The 16,124-nt window shown below is 44.3% G+C and carries 16 protein-coding genes; 4 read left to right on the top strand and 12 right to left on the bottom strand.

What is annotated here, in order from left to right:
- Positions 1–50: 50 nt before the first annotated feature.
- Both NG821_RS03145 and NG821_RS03140 read right to left on the bottom strand, forming a co-directional pair.
- Positions 51–500: an NUDIX domain-containing protein gene (locus NG821_RS03145; RefSeq protein WP_252760212.1), complete on the bottom strand. Its 450-nt coding sequence runs from the start codon at positions 498–500 to the stop codon at positions 51–53.
- The gene (locus tag NG821_RS03140) at positions 500–3,025 is read right to left on the bottom strand and encodes a YfhO family protein (protein WP_252760211.1); all 2,526 of its coding nucleotides are present in this window, start codon (positions 3,023–3,025) and stop codon (positions 500–502) included. The genes NG821_RS03145 and NG821_RS03140 overlap by 1 nt, the downstream gene beginning before the upstream one ends.
- Positions 3,026–3,238: 213 nt before the next feature.
- Here NG821_RS03140 and NG821_RS03135 point away from each other — a divergent pair, with 213 nt between their 5' ends.
- The gene (locus NG821_RS03135; protein WP_252760210.1) at positions 3,239–3,943 is read left to right on the top strand and encodes a 5'-methylthioadenosine/adenosylhomocysteine nucleosidase; all 705 of its coding nucleotides are present in this window, start codon (positions 3,239–3,241) and stop codon (positions 3,941–3,943) included.
- 73 nt (positions 3,944–4,016) lie between these two features.
- Complete coding sequence (locus NG821_RS03130) at positions 4,017–4,505, top strand: S-ribosylhomocysteine lyase (protein WP_252760209.1); 489 nt, start codon at positions 4,017–4,019, stop codon at positions 4,503–4,505.
- A gap of 179 nt (positions 4,506–4,684) precedes the next feature.
- Here the strand turns inward: NG821_RS03130 and NG821_RS03125 are convergent, their stop codons facing one another.
- Both NG821_RS03125 and typA read right to left on the bottom strand, forming a co-directional pair.
- Positions 4,685–5,422, bottom strand: coding sequence for a porin family protein (locus NG821_RS03125; RefSeq protein WP_252760208.1), 738 nt, complete (start codon positions 5,420–5,422; stop codon positions 4,685–4,687).
- A gap of 209 nt (positions 5,423–5,631) precedes the next feature.
- On the bottom strand, positions 5,632–7,443 hold the full coding sequence (typA, locus tag NG821_RS03120; RefSeq protein ID WP_252760207.1) for a translational GTPase TypA: 1,812 nt from the start codon (positions 7,441–7,443) through the stop codon (positions 5,632–5,634).
- 265 nt (positions 7,444–7,708) lie between these two features.
- Here typA and rpsO point away from each other — a divergent pair, with 265 nt between their 5' ends.
- Positions 7,709–7,978: a 30S ribosomal protein S15 gene (rpsO, locus tag NG821_RS03115; protein WP_252760206.1), complete on the top strand. Its 270-nt coding sequence runs from the start codon at positions 7,709–7,711 to the stop codon at positions 7,976–7,978.
- 90 nt (positions 7,979–8,068) lie between these two features.
- On the opposite strand, the gene folK is transcribed toward rpsO, so the two are convergent.
- The 6 genes from folK to NG821_RS03085 all read right to left on the bottom strand — a co-directional run bounded on the left by folK (position 8,069) and on the right by NG821_RS03085 (position 12,672).
- Positions 8,069–8,497: a 2-amino-4-hydroxy-6-hydroxymethyldihydropteridine diphosphokinase gene (folK, locus tag NG821_RS03110; RefSeq protein ID WP_252760205.1), complete on the bottom strand. Its 429-nt coding sequence runs from the start codon at positions 8,495–8,497 to the stop codon at positions 8,069–8,071.
- A 138-nt stretch (positions 8,498–8,635) separates the two neighbouring features.
- On the bottom strand, positions 8,636–9,802 hold the full coding sequence (locus NG821_RS03105) for an S-adenosylmethionine:tRNA ribosyltransferase-isomerase (protein ID WP_252760204.1): 1,167 nt from the start codon (positions 9,800–9,802) through the stop codon (positions 8,636–8,638).
- Positions 9,799–10,551: a tRNA pseudouridine(55) synthase TruB gene (truB, locus tag NG821_RS03100; RefSeq protein WP_252760239.1), complete on the bottom strand. Its 753-nt coding sequence runs from the start codon at positions 10,549–10,551 to the stop codon at positions 9,799–9,801. The genes NG821_RS03105 and truB overlap by 4 nt, the downstream gene beginning before the upstream one ends.
- 44 nt (positions 10,552–10,595) lie before the next feature.
- Positions 10,596–11,426 (bottom strand): undecaprenyl-diphosphate phosphatase, encoded by an 831-nt coding sequence (locus tag NG821_RS03095; RefSeq protein ID WP_252760203.1) that lies wholly within the window; start codon positions 11,424–11,426, stop codon positions 10,596–10,598.
- Positions 11,427–11,447: 21 nt separating this feature from the next.
- Positions 11,448–11,744: a DUF3098 domain-containing protein gene (locus NG821_RS03090; RefSeq protein WP_252760202.1), complete on the bottom strand. Its 297-nt coding sequence runs from the start codon at positions 11,742–11,744 to the stop codon at positions 11,448–11,450.
- A gap of 49 nt (positions 11,745–11,793) precedes the next feature.
- Positions 11,794–12,672: a cell division protein FtsX gene (locus NG821_RS03085; protein WP_252760201.1), complete on the bottom strand. Its 879-nt coding sequence runs from the start codon at positions 12,670–12,672 to the stop codon at positions 11,794–11,796.
- A gap of 251 nt (positions 12,673–12,923) precedes the next feature.
- On the opposite strand from NG821_RS03085, the gene NG821_RS03080 reads away from it, so the two are divergent.
- Positions 12,924–13,703 carry a radical SAM protein gene (locus tag NG821_RS03080; protein ID WP_252760200.1) on the top strand — a complete coding sequence of 260 codons (780 nt, stop codon included), beginning with the start codon at positions 12,924–12,926 and terminating at the stop codon, positions 13,701–13,703.
- An 89-nt stretch (positions 13,704–13,792) separates the two neighbouring features.
- On the opposite strand, the gene NG821_RS03075 is transcribed toward NG821_RS03080, so the two are convergent.
- Both NG821_RS03075 and NG821_RS03070 read right to left on the bottom strand, forming a co-directional pair.
- Positions 13,793–14,632: an acyl-ACP--UDP-N-acetylglucosamine O-acyltransferase gene (locus tag NG821_RS03075; protein WP_252760199.1), complete on the bottom strand. Its 840-nt coding sequence runs from the start codon at positions 14,630–14,632 to the stop codon at positions 13,793–13,795.
- Between the two features lie 13 nt (positions 14,633–14,645).
- Positions 14,646–16,124: an efflux transporter outer membrane subunit gene (locus NG821_RS03070; protein ID WP_252760198.1), complete on the bottom strand. Its 1,479-nt coding sequence runs from the start codon at positions 16,122–16,124 to the stop codon at positions 14,646–14,648.

The raw sequence follows: 16,124 nt of genomic DNA, 5'->3' as shown, positions 1-16,124 counted from the left end.
CGGTAAATCCGACTCCCGAACGGTCAAGAGTCCCTTCCTGAGTTTTAAACTCAGATACCGGAATGGTCCTCTTTTCTGCGCTGAAGGGCAACTTTCAGGATGGCAGCATGGTCAAAAGCCAAATCCGGCAGTTTTTTCAAACTGAACCATGCTGCTTTTCCGGCATCATCCCCTCCTCTGACTTTTCCTGAAACATTGAGGACTGTATAATAAGCAATCGTAATGACGCGTTCCCGCGGATCGCGGTCGACCTGACTGAAAGCTCCTACCTGATGCAGATCGCTTTCCCGGATCTGCAGCCCTGTCTCTTCCTGTAATTCGCGAGATGCAGCGGTCTCTGCCGTCTCGTTGATTTCCATAAATCCCCCAGGGAACGCCCAGCATCCTTTATAAGGCGGATTCTTCCTTTCTACGAGGAGGATTTTCTCATCACCTCCGTCTTCAGCAAATATCAGACAATCAGCTGTGACGGAAGGGTGAGGATAACGATACGTATACATTATTTCAAATTTTCTTGTGACTGAACAGCATCTGTATCACTGTCCTTTCTCTTCCGGTATTCCAAGAAACCTCCCAAGGCTATGAAAAGAATCAAAAGGACATATCCGGCATATGCGACCGACTCTGTCTTAGGAACAGAAGCAGGATGGAAATCCAATACGATCTGATGATGTCCTGCAGGTACATTCAGTGCCCTGAGGACATAGTCTACACGCCCCAGGTCAGCCGTTTTACCATCTATGGTAGCCGTCCAACCCGGATAATATATTTCAGAGAAGACCAAGACACCACCCTTGTCCGACTTGACATCATACATCAAGTGATTCGGCTCATAAGAAGCCAGTTTGGCAATGGAAAGCGTATCTTGCGCCTTACTATCCTTGAGTTGTAACTTGAACTGACTGTCTGCTACAGCCTGATGACGAAGATTGATCTGACCCAACTGACTGATCTCCTGATTGGCATTATCCACATAGCCTATGTGATCTACAAACCATGCATTTCCATAAGCATAAGGGTTCTGGACTGGAACAGTCTGATTGTTCTGCAACGGAAGGATGAAATATTTGGCATTCAGCATATTGAGAATAGGGAAGACAGAATCTCCCGAGACCTTAGTCATATCTCCGTTAGCTGCCGCAATCGCCTTCATGCTCTTCTGCATTTCCGGACCGATATAAGCATCTATCAGATCCTGATAACGCCGGAGTTTAGCAGCATGATAACCGCCAATGCTCATATGGTAATAAGAGGTCTCGTTCTCGTTGAACGTGTTGGAAGCGAAATTCAGGACTCTGTAGTCAAGACTTTTATCCTGCAGGATCTGTTTATCTGTGGTTGTCATCGGTTGAGGCATGTCACGCTGAGTTTTCTCCACGAACATATTATCGTTGAGATAACGCTTATTGACCAGCCACATCTCTCCCAGACACAACACGGCGATGGTACCGATCATGTAAGCGGGTTTGATCTTCTTGGCTCTGAACAGGAACAAGATGACCGTACCGATCACAATGATCCAGAAAGAGCGCCAGCAATCTGAAGTAAAGATCGATTTACGGATGTCTGTCAGGTTGCTCAGCAATGGTCCGAGGTACTGTTGGGGAATCTGCTGCAAGGACTGCATCTCTTGGCCAGAGACGAAATTGAAGAAGGTCCCCGGCAACAAGGCGAACAACAGACAGAAGCCTGCCGTCAGTCCAAAACTGGTATATACGAATTTAACTTTTGTCTTGAGTATTTCAGGATGATCTACAATCTCCTTCAAAGCCATCATTGCCAGTAGTGGGATCGTAAATTCTGCAATCACCAGAATAGACGCCACCGTCCTGAACTTCGAATACATCGGCACGTAATCGAGGAAGAAATTGGTAAACGGCATCAGATTGTGCCCCCATGCCAACAGGACAGACAGGACTGTCGCCGCGAACAATGCCCATTTCATAGGTCCCTTGACAATAAACAGACCCAGAATGAACAACATCAGGACAAAGGCACCTACGTATACCGGCCCTGATGTCCCCGGCTGGTCTCCCCAATACTGCCCCATCTGCTGGTATATCTGCATAAACTGAGGATCAGCCTTCTCCATTGCTTTCTTATTCTGAGCCAATGGTACAGAAGCCCCGCCCTTAGCATTCGGAATCAAGAGGGTCCAGGTTTCCCCGACACCATAACTCCACTGCGTGATATAATCACGATCCAGACCGCTCTTGGTTTGGTTGGCAGTGTTCTTTTTCACCAGTTCGCTCTTCCCCCTCATACTCAACTGCCCATACTGATAAGTGTGATAGAGATTAGGGAGATTAAGACAAACGGCTATCAGAGCCCCAATCACGCAGACTCCCGTCGCTTTCCAGAATTGCTTCAACTTCTTCTCCTTGATGGCTTTGGCCAAGAAAGCAACGATCATGAAGAAGATGACAAAAAGGTAGTAATACGTCATCTGCACGTGGTTCGCCTTGATTTCAAACGCCGCGAAGATCGCGGTCAGTATCAGACCCCACAAATATTTTCCCCTGTAAGAAAGTACGATGCCGGCAATCATCGGAGGGAGATAAGCCAAAGCCATGACCTTCCACAGATGTCCCGCCGCGATGATAATGAAGAAATAACTGGAGAATGCCCAGACGACTGAGCCTAAGACGGACAGAGACCTTCGGAAATCAAAAGCCCTCAGTAAGATATAGAAGCCCACAAGATAGGCGAAAACATACCAGACATTGTCCGGAAGCCACAAATGATACAGGCGCATGGTCTGATCCAGCACGTTGTCCGATTTATAGGATGGGGCCATCTGATAAGTCGGCATTCCGCTGAAAATCGAGTTGGTCCAGCGGGTCGTCTCCCCCGTTTTATTCCTATAATGATTAATCTCCATGCCTGCTCCCCGTCCTGCCTGCGAATCCTCTCGATAAAGGATACGGCCGTCAAGGTCTGCAGGCATAAAATAAACAAAGGAGATGAGGGCAAAAACGACAACTACCAGAATATCAGGTAGGCATCTCTTCAAATAAGCATTCATTTACAAACAGGTTTACGTTCTAATTTAAGGAGGACAAGCCCTTCACGGACGTCAGTCCCATTGTGCAAAGTTAATAAAAGTTTATCGTTTAATGTTTAAGGATTAGTGATTTTTTCGTAACTTTGCTTCAAATTTACATAAATATAGAATCAAAGCGCAATCAAGGAAGAACGGCCTTGCTTTGCACTTCTAAATTCGGATCATCCTCAGAAAATGAAAATAGGCATTATCGTCGCGATGGATAAGGAGTTTACCCAGTTAGAGGCTCTTTTGGAAAACAAAGAAGTCAAGCAATACAACCATAAAGATTTTGTTACGGGAACACTCGGCAACCAGGATGTCATTCTCCAGCAATGCGGCATAGGTAAAGTCAATTCCGCCATAGGGACTGTAGAGATGATCGGGCATTACCACCCGGACTTGATTCTTTCTACAGGATGCGCAGGAGGGGCCGACATCCGTCTGTCCCCCCTAGACATTGTCGTAGCCTCAGAATGTACTTATCATGATGCCTATTGTGGCAAGGAAGTGGAATACGGTCAGATTCTCGGGATGCCTGCCAAATATAAGGCTCCCGGCAGTCTCGTAGAGAAAGCACTAAGCCTGAACAACTGCTCCAGCGATGAAGGAAAGAAATTCCATGTCCGAGCAGGACTGACGGTAAGCGGGGAATGGTTTGTGGATACGAAAGAGAAGATGAGGTCCATCCTCAGAAAATTTCCTGAAGCTCTCGCCGTAGACATGGAGAGTTGCAGCATCGCGCAGACCTGCCATATCTATCAGGTCCCCTTCCTGTCATTCAGGATCATCAGTGATGTCCCACTGAAAGATGAAAAGGCTGCACAGTACTATGATTTCTGGAACCAGATGGCAAACGGAAGTTTCCAAGCGACAAAAGCCTTCCTGAGTTTACTCTGACCATTCAACCGATACAACGGTCTGCACGTTGAGGTATTCCAAAAAAGATTGATTCAAGATAAAAGCAATAAATATGAAAAAGATCCCAAGTTTTACAGTTAATCACATCAAACTCCTCAGAGGTATTTATATCAGCAGGAAAGATGAGATAGGAGACAATACGATAACAACCTTCGATATCCGGATGAAAGAGCCCAACCGTGAGCCTGTGCTCCATGCAGGTGCCAGTCACACGATAGAGCATCTTGGCGCCACCTTCCTCCGCAATGATGCGGAATGGAAAGACAGGGTACTCTACTGGGGACCGATGGGCTGTCTCACCGGCTTCTATTGCCTGTTGAAAGGTGATTTGGAAAGCAAGGATATTGTGGATTTGATGAGAAGGACATTCAGGTTCATCGCTGACTTTGAAGGCGAAATTCCCGGAGCACGGCCGGAAGACTGCGGCAACTACCTGCTCCATGACTTACCTATGGCAAAATGGGAATCACGGAAATTTCTGAAGGAAGTCCTTGAAAACATCAAACCTGAAAACATGAATTATCCGAGTAAAGATAAATAAGGTATAACTTGGCCTGAATTCGGTAAATATTCTACCTTATCATACAAAATAAAAAACAGTTTTTCAGGAGTATGGGTGACCGTCTCGGAACACCTCTATTGACTTCCTGAAAAACTGTTTTTTCGAATCCGACTATCCTTCAACTGACGGATTTAGAGAAGGACCTGACGGATTTTGCATTAAAGATTAAACTTATAGCCGGCTGAGAAAAGGAAGACCTCATTACGGCGATGCCCGTCAGATTTGAAGACATTGAGCAGACCTACATTATACCTGGCATCCAAAACGACATTCATAGACTCGTAAGATATACCTATAGGGATGGAAAAATCTGTAGACTTAAACTGATTCTTCACGTCTGTCGTATATTTATGATCCTTCAGGAGATTACCGTCTGCATCTTTCGCATATGAACGCTCGATTTTACCCGTTTGGTCATCTTTCTTCTCAGTATATTCCGTGTAGGTATAATGTGACTTGGCATTCACGCGGAACCCAACCTGAACTCCACTTTCAAGAGACAAACCTTGGTAGACATACCAATGAATCAGCAAAGGGACATTCACATAACCCAAGTTGATATGGTTATCATGGGCGCCACTGAAATAAGTTGTACCCTGATCCGTTTTCAGACTTTCTATATCCTTGAACTTAGTACCCTGAAGCGCATAAAAGGCACCGGCTGAAGTAGCCAAGTCTTTGGTGAACTGATACTGGAAATCAAGGCCTGCCATATAACCAGGGTTAAACTGTGCCTTCCGGGTATCATTTGAAAAATCAAATTTCATCGTGTAACCGCTCAAACTCGTAACGCTTACACCTACACGGGGAATAATGGAGAAAGTTCCCGCATCCGGTTGAGCTTTCATCAAACCTGTCATGGCAATAAATGCCAACATAAATAAAAGTCGTTTCATAAGTAATTGTGATTAAATGCTACCTACCTCCACAAAACGTGACGATAAAAACATGAATTCATCGAATGATGAACCAGACTGTCCGGTCTGCCTGTTATAAAAAATCTGTTATAAAAAAAGGGAGAATTTAAACCCACATCTACACTCACGACATAAAGATGATTTAAATTCTCCCGTTATCGAAGCTTCTTTCAAAGCATCCTATTCTATTATTCTTCAGAACTCTTGCCTGCCCGCTTACGATCCAGTTGATTCAAGAGAATCTTGCGCATACGCATGTTCTTCGGAGTAACCTCCACATATTCATCCCCCTTGATATACTCAAGGCTTTCCTCCAGACTCATGACCGTCTTCGGGATGACACGGGCTTTCTCATCAGAACCGCTGGCACGTACGTTAGTCAACTGTTTTGCCTTGGTCACATTGATGACGAGGTCCTTTTCATGAACATGCTCTCCAACGACCTGACCAGCATAGACCTCTTCGCCCGGATCGATAAAGAATTTACCGCGGTCACGGAGTTTATCCAGTGCATAAGCATAGGCAGTACCTGTCTCCATAGCGATCATAGAGCCATTCGTACGGCGGACGATCTCGCCCTTATAAGGTTGATATTCCTTATACCGGTGAGCCATGATCGCTTCACCTTGAGAAGCAGTCAGCACATTCGTACGAAGACCGATGATACCACGTGACGGAATATTAAAAGTGATATTGACACGATTCCCTTCTGTGTCCATACTTGTCAGTTCACCTTTCCGGCGAGTGACCATATCGACCATCTTAGAAGAATACTCCTGAGGAACGTTAATGGTCAATTCCTCAATAGGTTCACACTTCTTACCGTTAATGGTCTTGAAGATAACCTGAGGCTGGCCGACCTGCAGTTCATAGCCTTCACGACGCATGGTCTCTATCAGGACAGACAAGTGCAGCACACCACGGCCACTGACGATCCATTTATCCCGAGAGCCTTCCACATCATGTACACGCAAGGCAAGATTCCTTTCCAGTTCGTGATGCAGACGATCTCCGATCTGACGGGAAGTACAGAACTTACCCTCTCTACCGAAGAATGGAGAATCATTGATGGTGAAAAGCATACTCATCGTAGGCTCATCAATAGCAATAGGAGGAAGGGGTTCAGGATTTTCATAATCGGCAATCGTATCGCCAATCTCAAAATGAGGGATACCGATCACGGCACAGATATCGCCACTATGGACTTCGTCCGTACGTTTGTGGGAAATTCCTTCAAAAGTATGAAGCTCTCCGATCTTGCATTTCTCCTGAGTACCGTCTCTATGGCAGACGGTTACATTCATACCGTCTTTCAAGACGCCACGACGAACGCGGCCTACAGCGATACGGCCAGTATAAGTACTGTAATCAAGAGAAGTAATCAACAGTTGAGGTGTACCTTCCAGGCGCTTTGGAGCCGGGATAACCTTGACGATTTCATCCAAAAGATAATCGATGTTCCCAGTAGGCTTCTTCCAGTCCTGTCCCATCCATCCTTGTTTGGCAGAACCATAAACAACAGGGAATTCCAATTGGTCTTCCGTTGCGTTCAGGTCGCACATCAAGTCAAAGACCATCTCTGCCACTTTTTCAGGGCGGCAATTAGGTTTATCAACTTTATTCACGACGACTATCGGTTTCAATCCAAGTTTGAGGGCCTTCTGAAGGACGAAGCGCGTCTGCGGCATAGGGCCTTCAAAAGCATCTACCAGAAGAAGACAGCCATCAGCCATATTGAGCACACGCTCTACCTCACCACCGAAATCAGAGTGACCCGGTGTATCTAGTATGTTGATTTTTACACCTTTCCATTTCATTGAGACGTTCTTGGAGAGAATCGTTATCCCTCGTTCGCGCTCCAGATCATTGGAGTCCAACACTTCACCGCTTTCATCCTGGCCGTCACGGAACAGTTTACCAGCGAGCAACATCTTGTCAACCAAAGTTGTCTTTCCATGATCGACATGTGCAATAACAGCAACATTTCTAATGTCTTGCATTTCTTTACTATACCTTAAAATTTCGAATGCAAAAATACAAAAAAAGATTGACACTAAAGTCATTAGTGTATAATAATATCAATAAATACAATGTTAAAAACACCATTTATCCTTAAATTCCTGATTGAAGAACGCCCCAATTCAAAAATAATTTGTAACTTTGCACCCAATTCGGAATTACCGATGCATTTGACAGCGTACTGTTCGGATTAAGGCAGAGAGCGCTCGAAGGATGTAATAAATTTTAATCATTAATCCATTTGACATGTATTTACAAAAAGAAAAGAAGCAGGAGATTTTCAAGAAGTACGGCAAAAGTGAGAACGACACCGGTTCTTCAGAAGCTCAGATTGCATTGTTCACTTATCGAATCAACCATTTGACAGAGCACATCAAGAAAAATCACAAGGATTTTGTGACAACCCGTTCTCTGACCCAATTGGTAGGCAAGCGTCGGGCTTTGCTCAAGTACTTGCACAAGAATGACATCGAGCGTTACCGTTCTATCATCAAGGTTCTTGGTCTTCGTAAATAATACGATTGCATAGAAATAAAAAGGTCCGGCATAGAAATATGTCGGACCTTTTTGTTTAAGTCTATTCTTCAATATCTAGATATCTAGTCATTAGAAATCAAAGTGGTCATCTTCTGAAAGTATTTCCTTCAAAGGCTGCATCACGAAATCCCGCTCCCCCATCAGAGGATGCGGAATCTTCAAATCCGGTTCATCAATTGTCAAGTGATCAAAAAGCAGGATGTCGATGTCGATGATCCGATCATGATAAACGCCATTTTCAGTTTTCTCACTTCGCCCCAAATCTTTCTCAATCTTTTGGGTCGCTCTCAACACTCCGTCAGGAGTAAGGGACGTCTGCACTCCGATGCAACAATTCAGGAAATTATGAGTCGAATGAAACCCCCAGGGCTTAGTCTCAACCAAAGAAGAGCGACGGCCAACCCGCCCCACCTGTCTGTCGATGAGAACGATGGCCTCATGAATATTCTGCCTGCGATCTCCCATATTGGAACCCAATCCAAGATATATCTGATGCATTTGTCTATCCTATAAATGAAAAAGACAGTCTTCCCGTGACATGCTTCAGCAAATCTCAGGAAGACTGATATCGTTAGTCTGTGAAAACACTAGAATCCTTTACCGGCGATAATCCTGCCATTGGTATCAGAGGGGTCCTCAGTCATTGACAATAAGTAGGGCATCACCGAAGCAACCGAACTTATAACCGTTCTTGACAGCCAGTTCATAAGCTTCCATCACAAGGTCATAGCCGCCGAAAGCCGCAGTACTCATCAACAGAGGAGATTCAGGATGATAGAAATTGACGACCATACTGTCGGCCAATCCAAAGTTGTAAGGCGGGAAGATAAACTTATTCGTCCACCCGTTGTACTCTTTCAGAAGTCCGTCTGTACCTACCGCTGTCTCAGTAGCTTTTGCAACACTGGCGCCAACGATACAAACATGATGGCCACCCTTTTTAGACTGATTGACCGTCTCGCACGCCTCTTTTCCGATGAACATCTCTTCAGAGTCCATCTTGTGTTTCGTCAGGTCTTCCACTTCAATCTCATGGAAATTCCCAAGTCCGCAATGCAGAGTAACGTAGGCAGAATGAATACCTTTGATCTCCATCATCTTCATCAGTTCGCGGCTGAAGTGCAGTCCCGTGGCAGGCGCCGTCACAGCCCCCTCATTCTTGGCAAACACACACTGGAAATTAACCAGATCATCAGCTGTGGCATGATGATTCTCCCGTTTGTCAATAATATATTTGGGCAATGGAGCTTCTCCTAAAGCGAAAAGATTTCGCTTGAATTCCTCATGAGGACTGTCATAGAGGAACCGGAGTGTACGTCCGCGACTGGTTGTATTGTCGATGACTTCAGCCACCATTGTCCCTGTATCATCAAAGAAAAGTTTATTGCCGATTCGTATTTTTCGGGCAGGTTCTACGAGAACATCCCACAACCGCATTTCCTCATTCAGTTCCCTGAGGAGAAACACTTCGATTTTTGCGTCCGTCTTCTCTTTAGTCCCATAAAGACGAGCGGGAAACACTTTCGTATCATTAAAGACAAAGGCATCGCCTTCTCCAAAATAATCAACCACATTCCAAAAAGTGAGGAAATTTCCCTTGACAGGTTTTCCCTTGGCACTTTTCTTCAACATCTCTATCTTACCGGATTTTTTATGAGCCACCATTAGCCGGCACTCATCGGCGCGGGTTACCGTAAAGGTTTCCTTCGCCCCATCCTTTTTGGTGATTGTATGCTGCGACTGATGCGGATACAATGCCACCAGATCTTCCGGTAATTTGAATTTAAATTGAGATAATTTCATATCAATTCATGTTCTCCTTTCTTTTCACATAAGAGGTTATTCGATTCGTTATCCTCAGGTCCCATCACGTCCTCTAGCCAACTCTTAAGATTCTCGAAATCTATGCAATCGTCCAGAGTAAAGCCACTTGATCGCGTACGGCGAAGTGAAGTCAGAAAAGCTCCACTATCAAGTTTTCTACCCAAGTCACGAGCCAATGCCCGAATATAAGTTCCCTTTCCGCAAGCTACCCGAATAGTCAGTTGCATGACTGTCGGATTAAAATCCAAGAGTTCGATCTTTTCGATATGAACGAGTTTCGGTTTCAACTTCACTTCCTGTCCCGAACGTCTCAAGGAATAAGCGCGGTCACCATTGATTTTGACAGCGCTATAAGAAGGCGGCGTCTGCAAGATGTCTCCCTCGAAGGAGTGCAAAGCCTCCCTGATTCTGTCTTCTGAGATCTGTCTCGTCGGGAAAGTATGATCCACCGTCTGTTCACGATCATAACTCGGCGTCGTAGCGCCGAACTGAAGAGATGCTATATATTCTTTCGGACCTTGTTGCAGCCGTTCTATTTGCTTTGTCATTTTGCCGGTACAAAGCACCAACACACCTGTAGCCAAAGGATCCAATGTCCCTGCATGCCCGATCTTTACATGTTGGTGTAGCGTTTTCCTCAACAAATAACGCACATGTGCCAAAGCACCGAAACTCGATATTCTGTAAGGTTTGTCTATGGCAAAGATCTCACCCTTCAGAAAATCCATTTTCTTATCATTCGCTGTCTTCTTCTCCATCAAATCCACGGATATCAGCCTGCAATAACGAGAGAATGGCCTGTAGCCAGAAGGATCAAGATAATAGCGCCAACAATTATACGATACCAACCAAAAAACCTGAAGCCATGCTTCGTCAGATATCCCACGAACCACTTCATAGCAGCTATTGCCACAATAAAAGCTATGACACAACCCAGTATCAAAAGCATAGTGTTATAGGGTGTAGCCCACGTCGTCCCGGATTTCAGCATATCCATCAAATCCAATAGCGTCGCTCCTGCCATTGTCGGAACAGCGAGGAAAAAAGAAAACTCTGCCGCACGCTTACGGGTCAGTTTCTGTGCCATACCCCCTACTATTGTCGCCATACTCCGACTAACCCCTGGAATGACAGAAATACATTGGAAGAGGCCGATCATGACAGCCCGTTTAGGTGTCACCTTGTTCTGATCATATCCTTTATTGAAGATCCGGTCTACAAACAACATGAAGACACCGCCGATGACCAGCATCACAGCCACTACCCTCACGCTGTCAAGCAGGAAATCGAGCAATCCGCTCTTTTTCGCGCACAATCCAACGATGACGGCTGGAATGACACCAACTATCAGCAACCCATAAAACTTCAATTTCTCTTGGAGTTCTTTCTTGTTGCGTATCTGAAAGAAATGTTTCCAATACAGGCAGACAACAGAAAGAATCGCGCCAAACTGGATAATAAAAGTAAAGGCATGCACAAAAGGATCACCTTGCTGAACGCCCAAAAGATTCTGAGCGATAATCATGTGTCCCGTTGAAGATACCGGCAAGAATTCTGTCAAGCCCTCGATGACAGAGATAATAATGGTCTGGAATAAAGTCATGAGAAAAATTCCGATTTTGAATTAATGTTTGTCCTGAGAAGAAGACTCCACTTGTTCGTTCTCTCTCAATTCTGATTCTCCATCTGAATTTTTTGTGTCGCGAGGTCTTCTGGCAACAGCATAGATCATCGACAAGAACCCTACCAAGCACACTACCGGAGCCACTTTGATTCTCCTGGCGTCAAAGATAGAAGGTTCAAAATGCGTTTCATTAGAGCCAGCTCCTGACATCAGAATAAAACCGATGATCACAATCAACATGCCGACAGCCAATAAGATAAAATTGACTTTATCGAATGCGTAATTTTTTTTATCCATAAAATGTTTCAATAATTTCCCGTTAAATTAAAAAGAGGATGTCCGCGCTTCAAATCTTATACAGTTCACTGGCTTTCATCTTCAAGAATTTATTCACCGATATATTTGCACAAAAAGCCGTGATGATCATTCCGAAGAGGAATACGGATGCACCCGTTATCGCCATTTCCCGCCAAGACAAGACCGTCAGGATTCCAGGTTCATAACGATACAATGCATAAATACCACATCCTAACACCAGACAAGCCAACAACGCTGCTACGAGTCCTATCAGGACAGCATCAGCAATAAAAGGTTTTCTGATAAATCCCCAAGAAGCTCCCACCAATTTCATCGTGTGAATGGAGAATCTCCGGGAATAGATTCCGAGACGGACTGTATTGCTGATCAAAGAGAAGGAGACGAAAGTCAACAAGACGGCGATGACAAGCAAAACGACACTTAACCGTGCTATATTCTGATTGACATCATTGATCAAGTCTTTTTGATAATCTATTTCACTGACTTTGGGATAGGCCTTCAATTCTCTGGATATCCACTTGAGAGAATCATCGTTGGCATAATTACTCTTCATTGTAATCTCAATAGAAGAAAGGAAAGGGTTCATACCTGCGAACTCGCTGGGATCAGTCCCCAGCTCCTTAGTTCCTTCTCTCAAAGCCTCTTCCTTACTGATATAATGGAAACTGTTGACATAAGGACGCGTCTTCAACTTGTTACAAATCTGTTGAGCTTCAGGAGCGGTCATATCCTGATCAAGCATCATCTGGACTACAAAATTCTCCTTTACATACGTTGACAGATTCCGTGCCAACAATGTAGAACAGACAACTAATCCTAGCAAAACGAGTACCATAGCGGTACTTATACATAGAGTAACAACCTGTAATCCATGACGATTACGGGAGTTTTGGCGATTCTTTCCCATCCTTACCAAGGGTATTTTAGAAATATCTTCTGCATGTCACTCACTCTATCCTCCAATGAAAGACAACTTCAAAAAAGAGCAACATTTACCTATTTGATTTGCAAATATACTATAAAAGCTTTTAAAACGCAACCGTTTAACGAGTATTAACATGGAAATTCCCAATCAGGAAGTTCCGTTCAAATTAATTTTCTACCTTTGCAGAATTACAACACATATTGCCGGTGGCAATATTTAATTCCAAAACGACAATGAGTACAACAATTTATCCATCCCCCATATATGGTCCCGTACATAGTCGCAGACTTGGTCTTTCTCTCGGTATTAATCTGATGCCGGCAGATGGAAAGATATGCAATTTTGACTGTATTTACTGCGAATGCGGGTTTAACAAAGACCGCAGAACGACGACACGGCGTCCAACCCGAGAAGAAGTCACTAAGGCCCTGGAGTCAAAACTAAGAGAGATGCATCAAAACGATGAACACCCCGACGTTCTTACTTTTGCAGGTAATGGTGAACCCACCGGGCATCCGGATTTTGCAGGAATCATAGATGATACCATCACTTTACGTAATCAGTTTTGTCCAAAAGCGAAAATATCCGTACTGAGCAACGCCACCCGGATTTTTCGAGGAGACGTACACGGAGCCCTGATGAAAGTAGATAACAATATCCTGAAGTTGGATACTGTCAATCCGGAATACATTCAATTAGTCAATCGTCCTACAAGCGCCAACTATCATGTACAAAGGATAATAGAAGGACTAAAAAGTTTTCATGGACGCCTGATTATACAAACGATGTTTATGAAAGGCACCATCAACGGGAAAAGTGTTGATAACACCGGCGACGAATATGTCAAGCCCTGGATAAAGGCACTCATAGATATATCCCCCAAAGAAGTGATGATCTATACCATTGACCGTGAGACGCCAGACCTGGATCTCAGGAAAGCCACTCACGATGAGTTGAATACCATACGAGACATGGTAAAACTGGAAGGCTTGATTTGTACTGCTTCCTATTGACAAGACACCTATTTACGAATATTCCTCACATCTGTATGTAGCAGACATGAGGAATATAGAGAATTTTACTTAAACCAAAGAGATTCCGGTCACCATATTTTCCCGATGATACCCAGTTGGGAAGCATCGATAAAATTGACGATATTGCGAATCTCTGGTCCATCCGGCACCTGGTCTTTGATCTGAAGTACAGCATCAAGCACGCTATTCTGGCTATGGAACACCAGTCTATAAGCATTAGCAACATGATTCTGGATTTTCTTTTCTACGCCGAATGAGGTCATCATCACAGAATTGATCCCATTAAATTTCACAGGGTTGCCACCGGCAACGATGTAAGGAGGGACATCCTTTGAGAAAGTCGTTCCCGCCTGGATCATAGCCCCCACACCTACTCGAGTGCTGCTATTCTCAATCACACTGGATGAAAATATTGCCCGGTCTGCGATCTCACAACTACCAGCTATCTTGGTGCCATATCCAAATACACAATTATCACCTACTTTCGTATCATGAGAGATATGAGTGCCTTCCATCAGGAAGTTATTATTACCGATAACCGTCTGCCCACCTGTATGAGAAGCACGGTTTATCACCGTATTTTCACGGATAATATTCTGATTGCCAATAATCAACTCTGTTTCCTCGCCATGGAAACTAAAGTCTTGAGGAAGAGCCCCAAGCACAGTATTCTGGCATACCATATTATCATCCCCCAGTCGGGTACCGTTCATGATGCTTACATTGGGGAAAAGTGTACAGCGATTGCCAATAACTATTTTTCCAGATATACTCACATTAGGATAGATAGTCACATCATCACCTATGACCACATCTCCGAAAATGGAAACAAAAGGACCAATAGTTACATGATCACCAACCTTCACATCAGGTCCGATAACAGCTTTATCACTTATTTTATTTGCCATATTGAACTATTTCTTAACGTTTCACACTAGAAGAATGGACAGACTTTGCAGTTTTAGCTGCTGCTGCACTCTGAGCCTCAGCCTGTTCATTGGCAGCATACAGTCCATTGGATCCTCCGCCCAAAGCAGAATAGAGATTCACTACTGCCTGCATCTTATAGAAATCATCAGCCACCTTAGAAAGTTCTACATTGAGAAGACTAGACTGTGCCTGAATCACTTCAAGATATGTCGTATTCGACTGTCCCATCAGAGCCCTTGTATCCTCGACATTTTTCTTCAGCACATCAATTTGCTTCGTTTCGATAGCACTCTTTTCTGCAGAAGAATTATACAAGACCAGAGCATTGCTGACTTCACTCCCAGCTTTAAGGATAGAGTTCTGCCAATCGTTGTAAGCCACCTGATACTGATCCTTTGCAACTTTCAGTCCGGCTACCAGTTGTCCCTTCATAAAGATGGGTTGAGTCAAGGCCCCAACAGCAGAAAGCAGCAATTTTCCAGGATTCGTAATACCCAAGCCGCCATTATTGGTAAAAGCCCCACTGGCAGAAATGTTCAATGCAGGATAGAAACGACTCCGAGCCTCTTCTATATTATAGAAACATCCTGCAAGGGCCATCTCGTTTGCATGAACATCAGCACGATTACGCAGCAGCTGGATACCAACGCCCATAGAGAACTCAGATGGCAGGCTCTCCTGATCAAGTTTGCCACGAGGAATGGAGTGAGCAGGTTCACCGAGAAGAATAGACAGAGAATTCTCAGTTTCCCTAATCTGACGCAGCAAATCCGTCTTCTGAGTCAGTACGGAATAGTAGTTAGCTTCAGCACTCTCTACGCCAGTAGAACGGACACGTCCCAATTCCTTTTCAGACTTCATGATATCCCAGGTACTTTTAGTCAGTCCGGCCATATCATCGACCATCTTCACCTGCTTATCAAGCATCTCAAGGGTATAATACAGATTCGCAATATTCTCAATCAATTGAGTCTGTACGCCCACCTGATAATCTTTCCTCTGCAGAAGAGCCATCTGTGCACTACGTTTAGAAGCTGTAAGTGTTCCGAAGATATCAGCATCCCAACTTGCATTTACGGGCAAAGAATAAATCTTATTAGCTCTATTGCCATCCCAGGAAGAGATTGTACCTTTAGGAGTAAAAGAGAACCCCGGTAAAAAGGCCAACTTCGCAGACTTCAGTTGAGTTTCTGCTACCTGTACATTAATTGCAGCATTCAGTAAATTCGGATTATTTCTTAATCCTTTCTCTATCAGATCCTGCAACAGCGGATCGGTAAAGACAGAACGCCACGGTAGATTGCCAAAGTTAGAAGTATCCTTCACCGCTAGAGTATCGGCAACAGAGGCACTATCCCGAAAGAGGCTTTTTGTGTTCACGCCCGGGCGTTCATAAGTTCCGTAAAGGCTTTTGCAACCGGTAAGAGCCAGAGCTGCAAAGCCTATAACGATTATATTTGGTTTCTTCAT

Origin of the sequence: Segatella cerevisiae (genome assembly GCF_024054555.1) — a bacterium.
GTDB lineage: Bacteria > Bacteroidota > Bacteroidia > Bacteroidales > Bacteroidaceae > Prevotella > Prevotella cerevisiae.
Note: the sequence above shows the minus strand (reverse complement) of the source record. Positions and strands in the feature narration are given on the sequence as shown.